General features: G+C 60.9%; 16 protein-coding genes. 2 read left to right on the top strand and 14 right to left on the bottom strand.

Annotation, left to right across the window (positions count from 1 at the left end; all coding sequences use genetic code 11):
- Nucleotides 1-108: 108 nt before the first annotated feature.
- On the bottom strand, nucleotides 109-1,104 hold the full coding sequence (locus tag ACIOTL_RS05235; protein WP_400342018.1) for an o-succinylbenzoate synthase: 996 nt from the start codon (nucleotides 1,102-1,104) through the stop codon (nucleotides 109-111).
- 80 nt (nucleotides 1,105-1,184) lie between these two features.
- Here ACIOTL_RS05235 and ACIOTL_RS05230 point away from each other — a divergent pair, with 80 nt between their 5' ends.
- A complete protein-coding gene (locus ACIOTL_RS05230) occupies nucleotides 1,185-2,048 on the top strand; it encodes a phosphatase PAP2 family protein (RefSeq protein ID WP_105656915.1) in 864 nt (287 codons plus the stop codon).
- A gap of 25 nt (nucleotides 2,049-2,073) precedes the next feature.
- On the opposite strand, the gene ACIOTL_RS05225 is transcribed toward ACIOTL_RS05230, so the two are convergent.
- The 4 genes from ACIOTL_RS05225 to pdhA all read right to left on the bottom strand — a co-directional run bounded on the left by ACIOTL_RS05225 (nucleotide 2,074) and on the right by pdhA (nucleotide 6,991).
- Nucleotides 2,074-3,099, bottom strand: coding sequence for a hypothetical protein (locus ACIOTL_RS05225; protein ID WP_400342016.1), 1,026 nt, complete (start codon nucleotides 3,097-3,099; stop codon nucleotides 2,074-2,076).
- A gap of 234 nt (nucleotides 3,100-3,333) precedes the next feature.
- On the bottom strand, nucleotides 3,334-4,743 hold the full coding sequence (locus ACIOTL_RS05220) for a dihydrolipoamide acetyltransferase family protein (protein WP_400342014.1): 1,410 nt from the start codon (nucleotides 4,741-4,743) through the stop codon (nucleotides 3,334-3,336).
- On the bottom strand, nucleotides 4,744-5,826 hold the full coding sequence (locus tag ACIOTL_RS05215) for an alpha-ketoacid dehydrogenase subunit beta (RefSeq protein WP_105656918.1): 1,083 nt from the start codon (nucleotides 5,824-5,826) through the stop codon (nucleotides 4,744-4,746).
- 1 nt (nucleotide 5,827) lies between these two features.
- Nucleotides 5,828-6,991, bottom strand: coding sequence for a pyruvate dehydrogenase (acetyl-transferring) E1 component subunit alpha (pdhA, locus tag ACIOTL_RS05210; protein WP_105656919.1), 1,164 nt, complete (start codon nucleotides 6,989-6,991; stop codon nucleotides 5,828-5,830).
- A gap of 226 nt (nucleotides 6,992-7,217) precedes the next feature.
- Here pdhA and ACIOTL_RS05205 point away from each other — a divergent pair, with 226 nt between their 5' ends.
- Nucleotides 7,218-7,670, top strand: a complete 453-nt coding sequence (locus tag ACIOTL_RS05205; protein WP_013349765.1) for an Lrp/AsnC family transcriptional regulator — start codon at nucleotides 7,218-7,220, stop codon at nucleotides 7,668-7,670.
- Between the two features lie 76 nt (nucleotides 7,671-7,746).
- On the opposite strand, the gene ACIOTL_RS05200 is transcribed toward ACIOTL_RS05205, so the two are convergent.
- The 9 genes from ACIOTL_RS05200 to ACIOTL_RS05160 all read right to left on the bottom strand — a co-directional run bounded on the left by ACIOTL_RS05200 (nucleotide 7,747) and on the right by ACIOTL_RS05160 (nucleotide 15,383).
- The gene (locus ACIOTL_RS05200) at nucleotides 7,747-8,532 is read right to left on the bottom strand and encodes an enoyl-CoA hydratase/isomerase family protein (RefSeq protein ID WP_332595042.1); all 786 of its coding nucleotides are present in this window, start codon (nucleotides 8,530-8,532) and stop codon (nucleotides 7,747-7,749) included.
- A gap of 18 nt (nucleotides 8,533-8,550) precedes the next feature.
- On the bottom strand, nucleotides 8,551-9,711 hold the full coding sequence (paaE, locus tag ACIOTL_RS05195) for a 1,2-phenylacetyl-CoA epoxidase subunit PaaE (RefSeq protein ID WP_105656922.1): 1,161 nt from the start codon (nucleotides 9,709-9,711) through the stop codon (nucleotides 8,551-8,553).
- Complete coding sequence (paaD, locus tag ACIOTL_RS05190; protein WP_332489069.1) at nucleotides 9,708-10,205, bottom strand: 1,2-phenylacetyl-CoA epoxidase subunit PaaD; 498 nt, start codon at nucleotides 10,203-10,205, stop codon at nucleotides 9,708-9,710. Before paaD ends, paaE begins: the two co-directional genes overlap by 4 nt.
- 37 nt (nucleotides 10,206-10,242) lie before the next feature.
- The gene (paaC, locus tag ACIOTL_RS05185) at nucleotides 10,243-11,103 is read right to left on the bottom strand and encodes a 1,2-phenylacetyl-CoA epoxidase subunit PaaC (protein WP_400342012.1); all 861 of its coding nucleotides are present in this window, start codon (nucleotides 11,101-11,103) and stop codon (nucleotides 10,243-10,245) included.
- Nucleotides 11,100-11,390, bottom strand: a complete 291-nt coding sequence (gene paaB, locus ACIOTL_RS05180; RefSeq protein ID WP_105656924.1) for a 1,2-phenylacetyl-CoA epoxidase subunit PaaB — start codon at nucleotides 11,388-11,390, stop codon at nucleotides 11,100-11,102. Before paaB ends, paaC begins: the two co-directional genes overlap by 4 nt.
- Nucleotide 11,391: 1 nt before the next feature.
- Entirely contained in the window at nucleotides 11,392-12,378 is a 987-nt protein-coding gene (paaA, locus tag ACIOTL_RS05175) for a 1,2-phenylacetyl-CoA epoxidase subunit PaaA (RefSeq protein ID WP_105656925.1), read from the bottom strand.
- Nucleotides 12,379-12,519: 141 nt separating this feature from the next.
- Nucleotides 12,520-12,969, bottom strand: a complete 450-nt coding sequence (locus ACIOTL_RS05170) for a DoxX family protein (RefSeq protein WP_332489071.1) — start codon at nucleotides 12,967-12,969, stop codon at nucleotides 12,520-12,522.
- Between the two features lie 195 nt (nucleotides 12,970-13,164).
- A complete protein-coding gene (locus ACIOTL_RS05165; RefSeq protein WP_105656927.1) occupies nucleotides 13,165-13,920 on the bottom strand; it encodes an amino acid ABC transporter ATP-binding protein in 756 nt (251 codons plus the stop codon).
- Nucleotides 13,917-15,383 carry an amino acid ABC transporter substrate-binding protein/permease gene (locus ACIOTL_RS05160; RefSeq protein ID WP_388022837.1) on the bottom strand — a complete coding sequence of 489 codons (1,467 nt, stop codon included), beginning with the start codon at nucleotides 15,381-15,383 and terminating at the stop codon, nucleotides 13,917-13,919. The genes ACIOTL_RS05165 and ACIOTL_RS05160 overlap by 4 nt, the downstream gene beginning before the upstream one ends.
- Nucleotides 15,384-15,536: the final 153 nt, after the last annotated feature.

Below are 15,536 nucleotides of genomic sequence, written 5' to 3'. Positions count from 1 at the left end.
AGTATGTGGCTCATTGTCAGGGGAATGACTCGAACTGAGGTTTTCACTTGGAAGTGTTCTAAATGCAACGCAAAGGTTAACGCCGGGGAAATAGATTCTTGCCTGGGGTTATCCCCTAGTCAGCTCGGCATAACAGGACTCCAGGCGTTGCAGCCACCAGCGCACGCGCGCCTCTTGCGGACGCAAGCCATCCAATTTCTGGTGATCCGGCTCAATGCGACGCACCGGCAAGTACCCAGCGGTGGCCAGCAACGGCTCGGCACATACGTCTTCGGCGAACAAGGTGCCCGTCGCAAGGCCGCAGGCATAGGGCAGTTCTGGCAGCGCGCTGGCTAAGGCGGCGGCTTGGGCCAGCCCTACCGAAGTATCCAGGGCGCTGGACACGACAACATCCAGTTCGGCTTGCTTGGCAATTTGCAGCACCGCACCGATGCCGCCCAGCGGTTGGGCCTTGATGACCATCAGATCTGCTGCGCCCAACCGCGAGACTTCCAAGGGGTCGGTGTGCTTCCGCACCGCTTCATCAGCGGCGATCTTCAAGGGGTTGCCGGCGTTGCGCAGTTGCTCGCGGACTTCTGCCAGCCCGGTAATGCCAGGCACTGGTTGCTCTGCGTATTGCAGGTCGTACTCGCTCAGGGCCTTCAAGGCCGGGACCGCCTGGGCAATATCCCATCCCATATTCGCGTCCACGCGCAGCGCTGCTTGCGGGTAGAGCCGACGGGCCTCAGCTACACGCGCCAGGTCCTGCTCGATCCCCTGGCCTTTTTCTGCCACTTTGATCTTGATGGTGTGCGGCGCGTCATAGCGTTCGAGAACCGCTCCGACATCTTTTACCGCAACTGCAGGCAAGGTGGCGTTGACCGGAATGCTGGTGCGCAACGGTTCCGGGAACGGCTGGTAAGCGGCCTCGATTCCGGCGGCTAGCCACAGTGAGGCTTCGGCCGGTCCGTACTCGGTAAATGCGGAGAACTCGCCCCAACCTTCCGGCCCGTTGATCAGCAGCGCTTCACGCTGGGTGACACCACGGAATTTCACACGCATCGGCAACCGGACAACATGGGAATTTGCCAGCAGATCTTCAAGGGGCGGAAGTTCAACACTCATGCTCTAAGCCTATCGAGGGTGGGCATAGTTACATGCCTGAACTGTGCCGTTCCCCGTGCCGGATATGACACCCTAGAGATATGCCTCGCAATCCAGCATCCGCGCGCCCGCACCATATCAGGTGGTGGTGGGCTCTGCTGTTGCTGATTTCGCTGTTCTGCCTCGAATACGTATTTTTCGTCCAGCAGCGTGTGGGGCAATGGGCCGATCAGGCTGGATTCATAGCGTGGTCGCAATGGTGGCCCCGGACGGACCTGATTAATCCGATCCGTGAATTCCTGAATCTCTTGCCGGCAATCTGCGGCATCATTGCGGCAGTTTTCCTGCTGTATCGCGTGATTCGAGACCGGCGCTTCCTGCGGGCCATCGTGGCGGTCATCGCGGCCGCAGCCGCAGCGGGCAGCACGCAATTGCTCAAGCACGAGATCTTGTCCCGCCCGGATTTCAACTTCGGCACCACAGGAAATTCTTTTCCCTCAGGACACACCACCGCCGCTGCCGCCGCAATGGGACTGATGTACCTGGTTTCACCACCGAAACTGCGTCCGGTAGTCCAGCCGATCGCGTGGTTGTTCGCGACGGTGACCGGGGTGGCCACTTTGATCTGCGGTTGGCACCGTCCAAGTGACATTGCAGCTGGTTTCGTGGTGGCCGGATTCTGGATGGTCTTGGCCTCGGTCGTGCTCCAGCGCATCCAGCCGCTGAGCCATGAACTGCCAAAGGGCACCTGGTCGAGGAAAGTTGGGGCCGGCAGCCTGGTTGTCTGGGCTGCGGTAATCGGGCTCTCGTTCCTCCTGCCGCACCCGCATATCCAGAAGATCCCGGAGTTCCTGCAATTGGTCTACGCGGCATTGGGGATCATCCATGTCGTGGCCGCTTCGCTGGTATCCGGCTTGGTGCTGCGCTCGGTGGTTATCGGGCCCATGCGCACCTTCAATAAGTAGGGCGCAGGCCCAGAAACGTTATTCGCTACTGTTTCCCGCAGGCCATACGGGCATTGAGCAAGTCTGCGGCTTGCTGCGATTCCGGGATGGTCACGGCGAAACGCTTCTTGTTCTTGAGTTCGAAAACGAGGCCTTCGTGTTCTTTCATCACGATGGCCGAACCGCCTGGAATGATTCGCCAGCCCCAGCCTCCCCACATCATGGGAACGATCTTTTCGCTGGTCGCAGATTCAATTTCGTCGATTTTGATGGTTCGCATCGGGAACCCCAAGACCGCTGATGATACCCGGAAGCGATCACCGCTGATCGATACCCGAATCCAGATCAAACCCAGAATCGATACGCACGCCACGGCCGACAGGGTCATGGCAACGATGAAGCCCACCCAGTCGCCATCTTGGCTGTCACCGGTCAGCAGCGGCAACGCAACAGCAATGAAAAGCGCCACGAACACCACCAGGCATAGCAGCCACATCCACCACGGTGCTGCCATCGTTTGATTGAATTCTTGCCGTGCCATGACTGGTGTCCCCGCCGCAACAGGCCGCTGGATGCCCTGCGCTGCATCACTTCGTGCCTGGCGGGCCTCAACGGATTGCCTGGTGTATTGCTGGTAGATGCCGCTGACCCACAGTGGCGCAATGCCCAGCAGCGAGCAGGCAATCAGCACAACCATCATGCCGCCCAGCACTGCGGTTTCAGGTGTCTCGGCGAGCGCTGTAGGCACCGCCGAGCCGACGAATACGCCAGCTGCACTCCAGGAGAGCAACCCGCCGGCGAAGAGCAGCACCATGAGCAGTGCCGGTTTGCGGCGCAGCGCCAAGGAAATCACTCCGGTGATGGCACCAAGAATGCATAGCCCGATGCAGACGGGAACAAACACCGCGGTGCGGGTAAACTCGTCCGGATAGGTCGAACTCCAGTGAGTGGCGGTCATTTCCGGCAGTTTGCCGGCGAGCAGGGCGTAGGCGCCCAGCACAATGGCCGTCGGTAGCAGGAGCAGCAGGTAGATGAATGGCCGGTTCTTGATTCCGGTCCCCGCTGTTGACATCTCAATCCCCTGTTCCTGCTGCCTAGCCCGCGTCATAAGCGGCTGGAAAGCAACCCAACATATTTCCATCATAGAAATAATAATTGGTTCAATTCTAGCAACCTATATTTGACATGCTGATAAATGATCGAACATAGATGAAATATCAGCAAAAAGGGTGATGCCCGTCAATCCTCGTGAGGTTCGACGGGCATCAAGATCACTCTTGAGAGCGAGCACTGCGCACAGTAGGCGCTAGAGCGAAGCCAGCGCAGTCTTTGGATCCGTCATCGCGTCGGCAACATAGCGCATGAAGCCGGCAGCGGTTCCGCCATCGCAGACCCGGTGGTCAAAGCTCAGTGTCATCTCGCAGATGGATCGGACCTTGATCTTGCCATTGACCACCCACGGCTTCTCGATGATGCGCCCCAGCCCCAGAATGGCCGCTTCCGGGTAGTTGATGATGGCCGCGGAGCCATCAACATTGAACACGCCGTAGTTATTGATGGTGAAGGTGCTGCCGGACAGGTCGGCGACACCGGCCTTGCCCTCGCGGGCCACCGTAGCCAGTCGAGCGAACTCGGCTGACAGTTCCTTGGCGTTCAGCTTGTGGGCGTTGCGCACATTTGGCACAACCAGGCCGCGATCGGTCTGGGCTGCGAACCCGAGGTTCACGCCCTCGAAGAGGGTATGGCGCAAGCCCCCATCAGCTTCAGCCTCAATGCGGCTGTTCAGTTCAGGGAAGCGCCGCAAGCCGGCCACCGCGAAACGGGAGATCAGTGCCATGACGCTTGGAGCTTGGCCTTCGGCTTCCTTGATCTTCGATCGCAGCTTCAGCAGCTTGGTGACATCGACATCCACCCACACGGTAGCCTCGGGGATCTCGCGGCGCGAAGTGCTCATCGCGGTGGCGATGGTCTTGCGCACGCCCGAGAGCACCTGGGAAGATGCGACCGGCAGGCCGGTCTTCGAATCCGCCTCGCCAGCCTGGGCTGGTGCAGCGGGCACCGCGGCTGCGGAAGCCGGGGTCGGTGCTGCCGGGGCAGCGGCCGCCGCAGCTGCAGGCAGCCCCGCATCAGCCGACAAGGCGGCTTCCACGTCGGTGCGCAGAATCAGCCCCTCTGGACCAGAGCCTCGAACCGTTGTGATATCCAAGGCGTTATCCCGCGCCAGTTTGCGTACCAGCGGGTTGATCACGCGGGCCGCTTCGGCCGGTGCCTGTGCCGCTGGCGCGGCTACCCCGCCGCGCGGCTTGCGCCGACGGCTGGTCTTGCGCTGGGCAGAGGAAGTGCCGTAGCCAATGAGCACGTTGCCGCTACCCTCATCGGCTTCTGCTGATTCTTCGGCAGGTACCTGGGTGCCAGCACGCTCTTCCTCGCGGTAGGACTGCGCACGTTCGGCTTCAGGCACTTCAGCTTCTTCGCCGCCGGTGTTCACGGAGATGAAAGGCTCATCCACCAGCATCATCTGGCCGGCGTCCCCATGCAGGGTCGAGACTACGCCTTCAAACGGGCAAGGGATCTCCACCAGCGACTTCGCGGTTTCCACCTCCGCTATGGGCTGGTCAACTGCGACAACGTCACCGGCGGCAACCATCCAGCGCACCAGCTCGGCTTCGGTCAGGCCTTCGCCAAGGTCTGGCAAGAGAAAAGTCTTGATGCTCATTTACGCCTCCCACTGAAGCTGGTCAACCGCGTCGAGAATGCGTTCGGCGCTTGGAAGATGGAACTTTTCCAGCGTTGGGGCCGGGTATGGAATGTCGAATCCGGTCACGCGAAGCACTGGAGCGGCCAACGAGTGGAAGCAGCGCTCCTGCACCCGGGCCACGATTTCACTGGCTACCGAGGCGAAGCCCTGGGCTTCGGCAACCACGATAGCGCGTCCGGTCTTGCGCACCGATGCGCAGACGGTCTCGTCATCGAAGGGCACAATGCTCCGGATGTCGAGAACTTCCAGGCTGATGCCTTCCTCGGCTGCCAACTTGGCAGCTTCCAATGCGGTGGAAACGCTTGGACCATAGGTAATCAGCGTGGCATCGCTGCCCGGACGGGCGATGCGCGCCTGGCCCTCGGTCCTAGCGCTCTTCTTGGCCTCGTACTGCTCGGCCAGCTGCGCCAAGTCCACCTGCTCCTTGGACCAGTACAGCTTCTTCGGCTCGAAGAAGACCACCGGATCATCCGAATCGATGGCTTCGCGCAGCATCAGGTAGGCATCCTCTACGCACGAGGGCGTGAAGACCTTCAGACCTGGAGTGTGGGCGTAGTAGGCTTCCGAGGAATCGCAGTGGTGCTCCACGCCGCCCACGCCGCCGGCGTACGGAATGCGGATGACCATCGGCAGGTTCAGCTTGCCCTGGGTTCGGTTGCGCATCTTGGCGACATGCGAAGCGATCTGCTCGAACGCCGGGTAGGCGAATGCATCGAACTGCATCTCGATAACCGGGCGCATGCCGTTGATGGCCATGCCCACGGCCATGCCGACAATGCCGGATTCGGCCAGCGGGGTGTCAAAGCAGCGTTCGGAACCAAAGCGTGCGGTCAGCCCGTCGGTGATGCGGAAAACGCCGCCAAGGGTTCCCACATCCTCGCCGAAGATCACTACCGAGTTGTCGGCAACCAGCGAATCAGCCAGGGCGGTATTCAGCGCCTTGCCGAAGGTCACCGGCTGGTGCTCATTGGCGGCCTTGGCTGCGGCTCGTGCGGTGGCAGCGCTGACGTTCGGGTTCAAGCGCGAAGTAGTGGCAGTCATCCTAGGCCTCCTCACGGTCTAGTTCGTCGACGAGCATGGCTTGCTGTTCAGCCAGCTGCGGGGTCTTGGCCGAGTACACGTGCTCGAACAGCTCACGTGGATCGGTGTTGGCTTCCTGGTTCATGCCATCACGCAAGGTCTTGGCGACCGACTCGGCGTCGGCGGTGATCTTGGCGACGGTGCTATCGGTCAAGAGCCCGGCATCGTCCAAATACGCCTTCATGCGGGTCACCGGATCCTTGGCGATCCATTCCTGGACCTCGGAGTCCTCGCGGTAGCGCTTGTCGTCATCTGCGTTGGTGTGCGCCTGCATGCGGTAAGTGTGGGCCTCGATCAGCAGCGGGCCGTTGCCTTCGCGGGCCATGCGCACCGCTCGGGTCATGATTGCCATCAAGGCCATCAGGTCGTTGCCATCCACGCGCTCGCCGGCCATGCCGTAGCCAACAGCCTTGTGGGCCAGGGACGGGGCGGCACTTTGCTGCGAGAGCGGAACCGAGATGGCGTACTTGTTGTTCTGCACGAAGAAGATCACCGGAAGGTTGAAGACCGCGGCGAAGTTCAGCGCTTCGTGGAAGTCGCCCTCACTGGTGGCGCCGTCGCCGCACATGGCCACCACTACGGTGTCTTCGCCACGCAGCTTGGCAGCGTGGGCGACACCCACTGCGTGCAGCAGCTGGGTCGTGAGCGGGGTGGACATCGGTGCGCAGTTATATGCCTTCGGGTCATAGCCGCAGTGCCATTCGCCGCGGAAGCTGGTCATGACTTCCATCGGGGCTACGCCCTTGGTCAGCACCGCTACGGTGTCGCGGTAGGTTGGGAAAAGCCAGTCGTTCTCGCCCAGGCACAGGGCTGCTGCGATTTGGCAGGCTTCCTGCCCGTGGCTGGAGGGGTAGACAGCCATGCGGCCCTGGCGGACCAGTGCGGAGTTCTGGTCGTTGACGCGGCGGCCGGTGACCAGAGCCGCATAGGCTTCCAGCAGCCGGGCCGGGCTTGGCAGCGGGTACTCGTGGCCAGGTTCAGTGCCCTGCTGGTCCTCTGGGCGCAGGGTTCCGTCCGGGTTCAACAGGTTGATCATGTGGCGTGCTGGCAGCATGTAGTCTTCGGGGGTAATCCCGAATTTCTTGCTGACATCAGAGATGCGATCTGCATGCGCTTCAGTGCTCATGTTCTCCCACCTTTCGTGGTTCTGGCTCGGTCCATGAGCACAACTGCTTGTGACTCACTTCACCTAAACATCATTTGCAATCAATTATGGGTATGCGTGGCATTCTGTATCCAGTCCGGCGTGGAATCGTGGAAAGTTGCGATTGGTATCCTTATACTCGTAGACGAAAAGTTTCGATAGATTGTGTTTGGAACAGAGACGTCCGACACGTCAACAAGGAGTACCAATGGCCGCGGAAGCGGAGTTAAAACTCGATGATGTCGACCATGCGATCCTCGCTGAGCTAACCAGCGACGGGCGCCAGTCGGTCACCACCGTGGCACAAAAGGTGCATGTATCGCGTGCCCACGCCTATTCCCGTATCGCAAAGCTCCAAGATGCCGGGGTGATCACTCGTTATACGGCGGTGATTGATCCGGTGAAGGCAGGGCTCAAGGCCAGCGCCTACGTGACTTTGAAACTCCGCCAGCATTCCTGGCGCGAACTGCGCGATCACTTGGCGTCCATTCCCGAGGTGCATCATGTGGGCTTGGTCGGAGGCAATTTCGATGTGATCCTGCTGGTGCGAGCCAAGGACAATCTGGATCTGCGCCGCGTGGTCTTCGAGCAATTGCAGTCTTTGCCAACGGTCCTGGATACGCAGACCCTGCTGATCTTCGAAGACACCGATACCCGATAGGCAGTGATTCACCGGAAGACACGAGAAGAGCACCTGGATACCATTTCCAGGTGCTCTTCTCGTGTCTGCTGGGAAACTACTTCTGGCCGGTGAACACCGGCTTGCGCTTCTCCTGGAAGGACTTGAAACCTTCGGCGTAGTCAGCGGTGTCGCACAGGGCTGCCTGCGCCCGGTTCTCGGTACGCATCGATTCCCACAGCCCCGCACGCTGGTCACGGATTTCCTTGACCAGCTGCTTGGAAGCGATGAATGCCTGAGTTGCACCCTGGGCTACCTTGGCAATGATTTCTTCGCTGCGCTCCACCAGTTCCCCGGGCGCGAACGCACGCGAGAACAATCCCGAACGCACCGCTTCAGCACCGGAGATCAGTTCGGCGGTGTAGATCAGATCCAGCGTGCGGTGTGCCCCGAGACGCTCGGTGAACAGCCAGTGCCCGCCCGAGTCCAAGGTGGCACCGAGGTTCGCGAACGGCGAGCCGATCTTGGCGTTTTCCGCGACGTAGACTACGTCGGTAGCGATCGCCAGCCCCAATCCCACGCCCAGGCAGGCCCCCTGCACCAGCGCGAAGGTTGGCGCAGGGAAGCTGGACATCTTTTCCAGCAGCGGCTGGACCTTGCCGTCAAGATAGCCGATCACGTCATCGTCCGCGGGATCTACCCCGGAGATGTCGCGACCTGCGCAGAATCCGCGTCCCTCGCCGGTCAGTACCAGCGCGCGCACGGTGCCCGCAGCCACGGCGGCGGCCGCTTTGTCATAGGCTTCCGAGAGCTGCGCCAAGGCAGCTTCATCCAGCGAGTTCATCTTCTGCGGAGCGTTGAGCACCACCCGCGCGATGGAATCTTCAATCGTCAGTTCGATCATGGATCCGTCCTGGCCTTTCTAGGCGTCGAAGTCGACGCTCAGCTTTTCGCTGGTTGGGTGCGACTGGCAGGTCAGTACGTAGCCGGCTTCGACTTCGTCGGGTTCCAGCGCGTAGTTCTCGGCCATGGTGACCGTACCGCAGGTGACCTTGGCACGGCAGGTGCCGCACACGCCGCCAGCGCAAGCGAACGGCACATCCGGACGCACGCGCAAGGCAGCGTTCAGCACGGTTTCGTTGGCCCGCACCGGCGACTTGACCTCGCCCTTCAGGCCGTCGAGGTTGAAGCTGATCTCGTAGCTTTCCTCATTCTCGTCCGCCACCACGGGACGGCCGATATGCCCTTGCGGCTTCGTCGGCTCGCCGGTGGTGAATAGCTCGAAACGGACCTTCTCGGCGGGAACGTCCAAGCTGGCCAGCTGGTCGCGGACCAACTGGACGAGCTCGAATGGGCCGCAAAGGAACCACTCGTCAACATTCGGTGCCTGGACCACGCTGGTCAGCAGCGTGGTGAGCTTCTCGGCGTCGATGCGGCCCGAAAGCAACGGCGAAATGCGCTGTTCGCGGCTGAGCACGTGGTGCAGTGCCAGCCGGGATGTGTAGCGGTCCTTCAGGTCGGCCAGTTCCTCCAGGAACATGACGTCCATGGCGGCCTTGTTCGCGTAGATCAGGTCGAAGCGGGTGTGCTCATTGGCTTCGAGGATCGTGCGGGCAATGGCCAGCACCGGGGTAATGCCCGAGCCGGCGGCGACGGCCACGAAACGGTCCTGCGCTTTGGTGTCGATGGTCGACGGGTTATTGATCTGGGTGAGCTTGTGCTTGGAGATGAAAGCGCCGGCAGGGCTCATCACATCGATCTGGTCCCCTGCGGCCAGGGACTCGTTGGCCCAGGTGGAGAACAGGCCGCCCAGGTCGCGCTTGATCGCCACCTTGATCTCGTCGCCCGTCGGGGCGGCGCAGATCGAGTACGAACGGCGCAGTTCGACCAGCTCGCCTTCGGCGTTGGGGATTTCCTTGCGCAACGCCACGTACTGGCCTGCGACGTAGTCGTATTCCTCGCTCAAGTCGCCAGGGATGGCGAAGCTGACTTCAATTGAGTCCTTGGTCAACCGGCGCACGTTCGAGACGGTGAGCCGATGGAAGGATGCCCGGCGTCGGGTGGGAGTGGTTTTTTCGGTCATGAGAGCACCTTGAAGTAGTCGAAGGGTTCCAAGCAGTCTTTGCAGGTGTAGAGCGCCTTGCAGGAAGTCGAGGCGAAGCGGGCCAACTCCCGGGTGTTCAGCGAGTGGCACCGCGGGCATTTCACGCTCATGCCCAGGGTGACGCGGCCTGCGTGGCCCTGGCCGGTCGGTGGGGCAATCCCGTACTCTTCAAGCTTGGCCTTGCCTTCCGCGGTCATCCAGTCCGTTGACCACGCCGGGCTCAGTACCAGCTTGACGTCAACCTTTTCATATCCGGCGTCTGCGAAAGCGGTGTACAGGTCGCCATTGATGGCATCCATCGCCGGGCAACCTGAATAGGTCGGGGTGATGACTACCTGCACGGTTCCGTCCTCGGCCATGTCCACCTCGCGCAGGATTCCCAGGTCCGCGATGGATAGCACCGGAATTTCCGGGTCGGTCACCTGGGAGGCGATAGCGAACAGGTCCTTGGCGCCAGCGATCGTCTTGCTCAAGACTGCTTCCCCCTTTTCGGGCAAAAATGTTGCGTAGTTACCAGCTGGCACCGGGATGCTTGCGGGCGAGAACTTGCATCTCTGCCAGCAGGTAGCCCAGGTGCTCCGAATGCTCGCCGCGGCGTCCGTAGGCCATGGCCTGTCCGGTTGCAGGAATCTCCAGTCCGGCGTCGGCCAGTACCGCAGTGATTTCTTCATCCCATGCACCGCGCAGGGTGGAGGGCAGCGCGGCGATGCCCGCAAGGTCCTGGTGGACTTCCTCATCGCGGAACATCTCATCGACGTACGGCCAGAGGATTTCCAGGGCATGGCGCATCCTGGACGCTGATTCCTCGGTCCCCATGCCCAGGCGGATGGTCCACTGGATGGCGTGGTCGCGGTGGTAGTCGACTTCCTTGACTGCCTTGGCCGAGATGGCGGCCAGGGTTTCGTCCTTTGACTGCGCCAGCTGCTTGTAGAGCAGGTTCTGGAAGATCGAAACGATCAGCTGGCGGATGATGGTCACGCCGAAGTGGCCGTTAGGCTGTTCGACAATCCACAGCGAAGTGAATTCTTCTTCCTCGCGCCAGTAGGCCAATTCGTCTTCGGTCTTGTCCCAGGCCAGTCCGGCGTAGGTCAGGAACGAGCGGGCGTGGCCCAGGATATCCAGGGCGATATTGCCCAGGGCAACATCTTCTTCCAGTTCCGGAGCCCGGGAAATCCAGTGCGACATGCGCTGCGCCAGGATCAGGGCATCGTCGCCCAGGGTCAGCGCGTAGCGCGCAACCTCTTCGCTTGGCTTGACGCCGTCCACAGCGATGTCCTCCGGACGCAGGGCATTGCCCGGGGTGACGCGGGTGGCCGAGGCCAGCGCGTCGCCGAAGCTATCGAGCGCTTCGTCGAGTTCTTCGTGCTTCACAGGTGCTTCACTCCCTCGCTGGCCTTGTAATAGGTCGCGTGGCGGTAGTCCTTGCCCTGCGGGGATTCGAAGAAGGAATCCTTTTCACCGGGGTCGGAGCTGATGATGTCCGAGGACTTTACGACCCATAGCGAGACGCCTTCATTGCGGCGGGTGTACAGATCGCGGGCGTTGCGCAGTGCCATCTGCTGATCCGGTGCATGCAGGGATCCGGCGTGGACGTGCGAGAGTCCTCGGGACGAACGGACGAATACTTCCCACAGGGGCCAATTGCTCTGTTGGCTCATGCTAGGCGACCTCACTTCGTGCTTGTTTTGCTGCGTATGCTGCGGCGGCTTCTCGGACCCAGGCACCTTCGCGGTGCGCTTCACGGCGGCGTTCCAGCCGCTGCGCGTTGGCCGGGCCATTGCCCTTGATCACTGCCATGAATTCATCCCAGTTCAAATCCTTGTGGATCCACTGCTTCTTTTCTTCATCGAAGTGCAGCTGGGGATCCGGCAGGGTCAGGCCCAGGACCTTGACCTGCTCGGCGATCATGCCAACGAAGCGCTGGCGCAGTTCGTCATTGGAGAAACGCTTGATCTTCCAGGCCATGGACTGCTGGGAGTTCGGCGACTGGTCATCTGGCGGACCGAACATCATCAGCGAGGGCTCGTAGAAGCGGTTGATGGCGTCCTGGGCCATCTTCTTCTGCGCCTCGGTGCCGCGGGAGAGCGAGAGCAGGATTTCGAAGCCCTGGCGCTGGTGGAAGGATTCTTCCTTGCACACGCGCACCATCGCACGGCCGTAAGGGCCGTAGGAGGCGCGGCACAGCGGAACCTGGTTGGCGATGGCCGCACCATCGACCAGCCAGCCGATAGCACCCATATCCGCCCAGGTGCGTGCAGGGTAGTTGAAGATCGAGGAGTACTTGGCCTTGCCGGAGAGCAGCTGCTCGTTGTACTCGTCGCGGGTGGTGCCCAGGGTCTCGGCAGCCGAGTAGAGGTAGAGCCCGTGCCCGGCTTCATCCTGCACCTTGGCCATCAGAATGGACTTGCGCTTCAGCGAGGGAGCGCGGGTGATCCAGTTGGCCTCAGGCTGCATGCCGATGATTTCGGAGTGCGCGTGCTGGGAGATCTGGCGGCTGAGGGTCTTGCGGTACTTCTCAGGCATCCAGTCGCGTGGCTCGACGCGGGAGTCCTGATCGATCAAGGCGTCGAAACGCGCTTGGGACTGCTCTTCTTCGTAGCTCGGGACGGCACTCAGTCCCGGCTCCTGCGGTGTGGTCGGGGCCATGGGTTCACCTCATCGAAAACAAATTACATACTGACCGTTCGTTCAGTATGTCAGAGTGCGCTCGATCACGTCAACACCAACCCCCTCCAGTCGCAACAAAACCCCGGGAAAGAATTCCCGGGGTTTCCTTGAAGCTGGGGATTAGGCGTTAGCCAGCGCCTTTTCCGAGTTCTTGCCCTTGAATATCAGCGCATCAAGCGAGATGCGGCCTGGGCCAGTCAAGAGCAGTGCCAGCGCGCCGGCAGCCAGTGCCAGGACAAGCTCGAAGCCGCCATTTTCCACGAACACGCCACCTGAGGCATGAACCATGAACAGGGCGGCAATCATCTGCAGGCCCAGCAGGCCAGCGAAGACGCGGGTCAGCAGGCCAAGGATGATCGCGGCGCCGCCGGCGATCTCCAGGGTTGCCGCCACTGGAGCAATCAAGCCGGCAGCAGGAACGCCCATTTGACCAAAGGCCGCAGTGGTGCCCTCGATGGTGAACTGGAAGTACTTCTGCCAGCCATGAGCCAGGAAGAGGAAGCCGAAGGCCAAGCGAAGCAGGGTACGCGCAGCGGTCTGCAGACCCGGGTTGTTTTCCAGAGCGGACATATTTTAACTCCTAGGGATTGGGGCACGGGAAGATCCCGTGTGGCTACTGCTCCAACCCTACAAGGGAATAAGTTGAACCTTCAAGCATATGAAGGTTTTTGTCCCGTAAGCTTCGTCACGAAAAAACCGTGCTGCCCGCAACCAGTTTCATCTGGTCGTGGACAGCACGGTTTTCCGCTGGCTTGGCGGTACGGCTCAGAGAACCTTGGACAAGAAGTCCTGGGTACGCGCCTGCTGCGGGTTGCCGAACAGCTGTTCGGGCGCACCCTGCTCGCAGACAACACCATCAGCCATGAAGACCACGCGGTCAGCGACTTCGCGTGCAAAGCCCATCTCGTGGGTCACCAGAACCATGGTCATTCCGGTGTCGGCCAGCTCCTTGATAACCTGCAGCACTTCTCCGACCATCTCCGGGTCAAGAGCGCTGGTAGCCTCATCGAAGAGCATGATGCCCGGGGCCATGGCAAGCGCGCGGGCGATGGCCACACGCTGCTTCTGGCCGCCAGAGAGCGAGGCCGGACGGGCGTTGGCCTTCTCGCGCAAGCCCACGCGTTCCAGCAGCTCAAGTGCGCGCTCCCGGCCTTCCGCCTTGCTCATCTTCTTGAGCTCGACCGGCGCCAGCATGATGTTCTCTGCCACGCTCATATGCGGGAACAGGTTGAAGTGCTGGAACACCATGCCTACATGGCGGCGCACCTCATTGATGTCCACCTTGGGGTCGGTGACATCAAAGCCATCGACAACCACCTTGCCCGAGGTAATGTCCTCAAGCTTGTTCAGGCAACGCAGCAAGGTGGACTTGCCGGACCCCGAAGGGCCGATCACGCACACCACTTCGCCTTCGCGGACATCCATGTCGATGCCCTTGAGGACATTGTTGGAGCCAAAGGACTTGTGCAAGTCCTTGACCTGGATCTTCACGTTGGAGCTTTGCTCAGTTACGGTGCTCACTTGTTGAACCTCCGATCGGCATAATTTGCCAATTTGGTCAGCGCCATAATGGCAATGAAGTAGATAATGCCCACGATCAGCAGGGTCTCAGTGACACGGAAGTTCGCCGCGTAGATCTGCTGGCCCTGGTAGAGCAGCTCGGTGAAGCCGATAGCCAGCAGCAACGAGGAGTCCTTCAGGCTGATGATCAACTGGTTGATCAGCGACGGGGTCATCATCTTGAAAGCCTGCGGGATCACGACCTTCTGCATCGACTTGCCATAGCCCAGGCCCAGCGAACGGGATGCTTCAAGTTGCCCTGGATCCACCGACTGGATACCGCCGCGAACGATTTCGGCGACATAGGCACCGGCGTTCAGCGACAGCGTCAGCACGCCTGCGGTCCAGACGCTGATCTCCCAGCCGGTCAGCTGCGGCAGGCCGAAGTAGAACATGAAGGCCCAGAGCAGCAACGGGGTGCCGCGGAAGATGTTCACGAAGGTCGTGGCGATGCCGCGCAGCACGATGTTCCCGGAGATCTTCATGAAGCCGAAGACCAGGCCCAATGCCATGGCAATGGCGAAGGAAATCGCGGTCACCAGCAGGGTGTGCCACAGACCGGTCATCAATGCGGGAATGGACTTGACCAGCAGGTCGAAGAAGTTACTTGGCGCCGCTGCGGTCGGGTCGGCAAGGTAGGAGTCCAGAATCTGCTGGTACTCGCCGTTGGCCTTCAGCTCGGCCAAGCCGTCGTTGAACGCTGCCAGCAGCGCGGTGTTCTCGCCCTTGTTCACGGCGAAGCCATAGGAACCGCCCGGGACCTTGTCGGTGACGGTCTTCAGGCCATTGCCCTGGGCAATGCCGTAGGCCAGCACCGGGTAGTCGTCGAAGACGGCAACTGCAGAACCGGCCTTGACCGATTCGTACATGGTGGCCGACTGGTCCAAGGACTTGACCTGGAAGCCGTATTCCTCGGCGATGGACTTTGCATAGCTTTCGCCCTCGGCGCCGGTCTTGGCGACAACGGTCTTGCCTTCCAAGTCCTCGTAACCGGTGATCTCGTCATTGCCGGCAGCGACAGCCATCTGCACGCCGGACTCGAAGTACGGCTCGGAGAAGTCGTAGATCTCCTTGCGCTCGTCGGTAATCGACATGCCGGCGATCACGCCATCCACCTGGTTGGAGGAAAGGGCGGCCAAAGCGGCGTTGAAGCCCAGGGACCTGATCTCGACTTCAAAACCCTGGTCTTCGGCAATGGCGCGCAAAAGATCCATGTCGATACCGGTCAGTTCGCCGTTCTGGCGGAACTCGAAGGGCGCGAAAGTCGTATCCGTGCCGATGACGTAGGTCTGGCCCTCGACGCTTTCACTGCCTTGGGCCACGGCCGAGGGTGCCCCGACGACCAGGGCCATCAAACCGATGGCAGCCGCGGCTATCCATCGGGCCAGGCGCCCTGTGGGGGCAGCTGTTCTTTTCTTTTCCACTGATGTATCGCTTTCTCGTACTGAAGGGCGAATGGCCCAAGTTGCAGATGATACGTTCTGCCTGCAAGCCTAGGACTTATAAAGCCTAGCCGGTACCCCGCGACTCGCCTGCACTTGCATCGTTATCGGTTTGAAACCGCTGTTCTGTCCGCG

The organism is Glutamicibacter sp. NPDC087673 (assembly GCF_044743255.1).
In the GTDB taxonomy this organism is placed as follows: Bacteria; Actinomycetota; Actinomycetes; order Actinomycetales; family Micrococcaceae; genus Glutamicibacter.
Note: the sequence above shows the minus strand (reverse complement) of the source record. Positions and strands in the feature narration are given on the sequence as shown.

Coding starts and splice junctions, on each gene's coding strand:
- ACIOTL_RS05235 (WP_400342018.1), bottom strand. CDS start 1,104: ATGAGTGTTGAACTTCCGCCCCTTGAAGATCTGCTGGCAAATTCCCAT.
- ACIOTL_RS05230 (WP_105656915.1), top strand. CDS start 1,185: ATGCCTCGCAATCCAGCATCCGCGCGCCCGCACCATATCAGGTGGTGG.
- ACIOTL_RS05225 (WP_400342016.1), bottom strand. CDS start 3,099: ATGTCAACAGCGGGGACCGGAATCAAGAACCGGCCATTCATCTACCTG.
- ACIOTL_RS05220 (WP_400342014.1), bottom strand. CDS start 4,743: ATGAGCATCAAGACTTTTCTCTTGCCAGACCTTGGCGAAGGCCTGACC.
- ACIOTL_RS05215 (WP_105656918.1), bottom strand. CDS start 5,826: ATGACTGCCACTACTTCGCGCTTGAACCCGAACGTCAGCGCTGCCACC.
- pdhA (WP_105656919.1), bottom strand. CDS start 6,991: ATGAGCACTGAAGCGCATGCAGATCGCATCTCTGATGTCAGCAAGAAA.
- ACIOTL_RS05205 (WP_013349765.1), top strand. CDS start 7,218: ATGGCCGCGGAAGCGGAGTTAAAACTCGATGATGTCGACCATGCGATC.
- ACIOTL_RS05200 (WP_332595042.1), bottom strand. CDS start 8,532: ATGATCGAACTGACGATTGAAGATTCCATCGCGCGGGTGGTGCTCAAC.
- paaE (WP_105656922.1), bottom strand. CDS start 9,711: ATGACCGAAAAAACCACTCCCACCCGACGCCGGGCATCCTTCCATCGG.
- paaB (WP_105656924.1), bottom strand. CDS start 11,390: ATGAGCCAACAGAGCAATTGGCCCCTGTGGGAAGTATTCGTCCGTTCG.
- paaA (WP_105656925.1), bottom strand. CDS start 12,378: ATGGCCCCGACCACACCGCAGGAGCCGGGACTGAGTGCCGTCCCGAGC.
- ACIOTL_RS05170 (WP_332489071.1), bottom strand. CDS start 12,969: ATGTCCGCTCTGGAAAACAACCCGGGTCTGCAGACCGCTGCGCGTACC.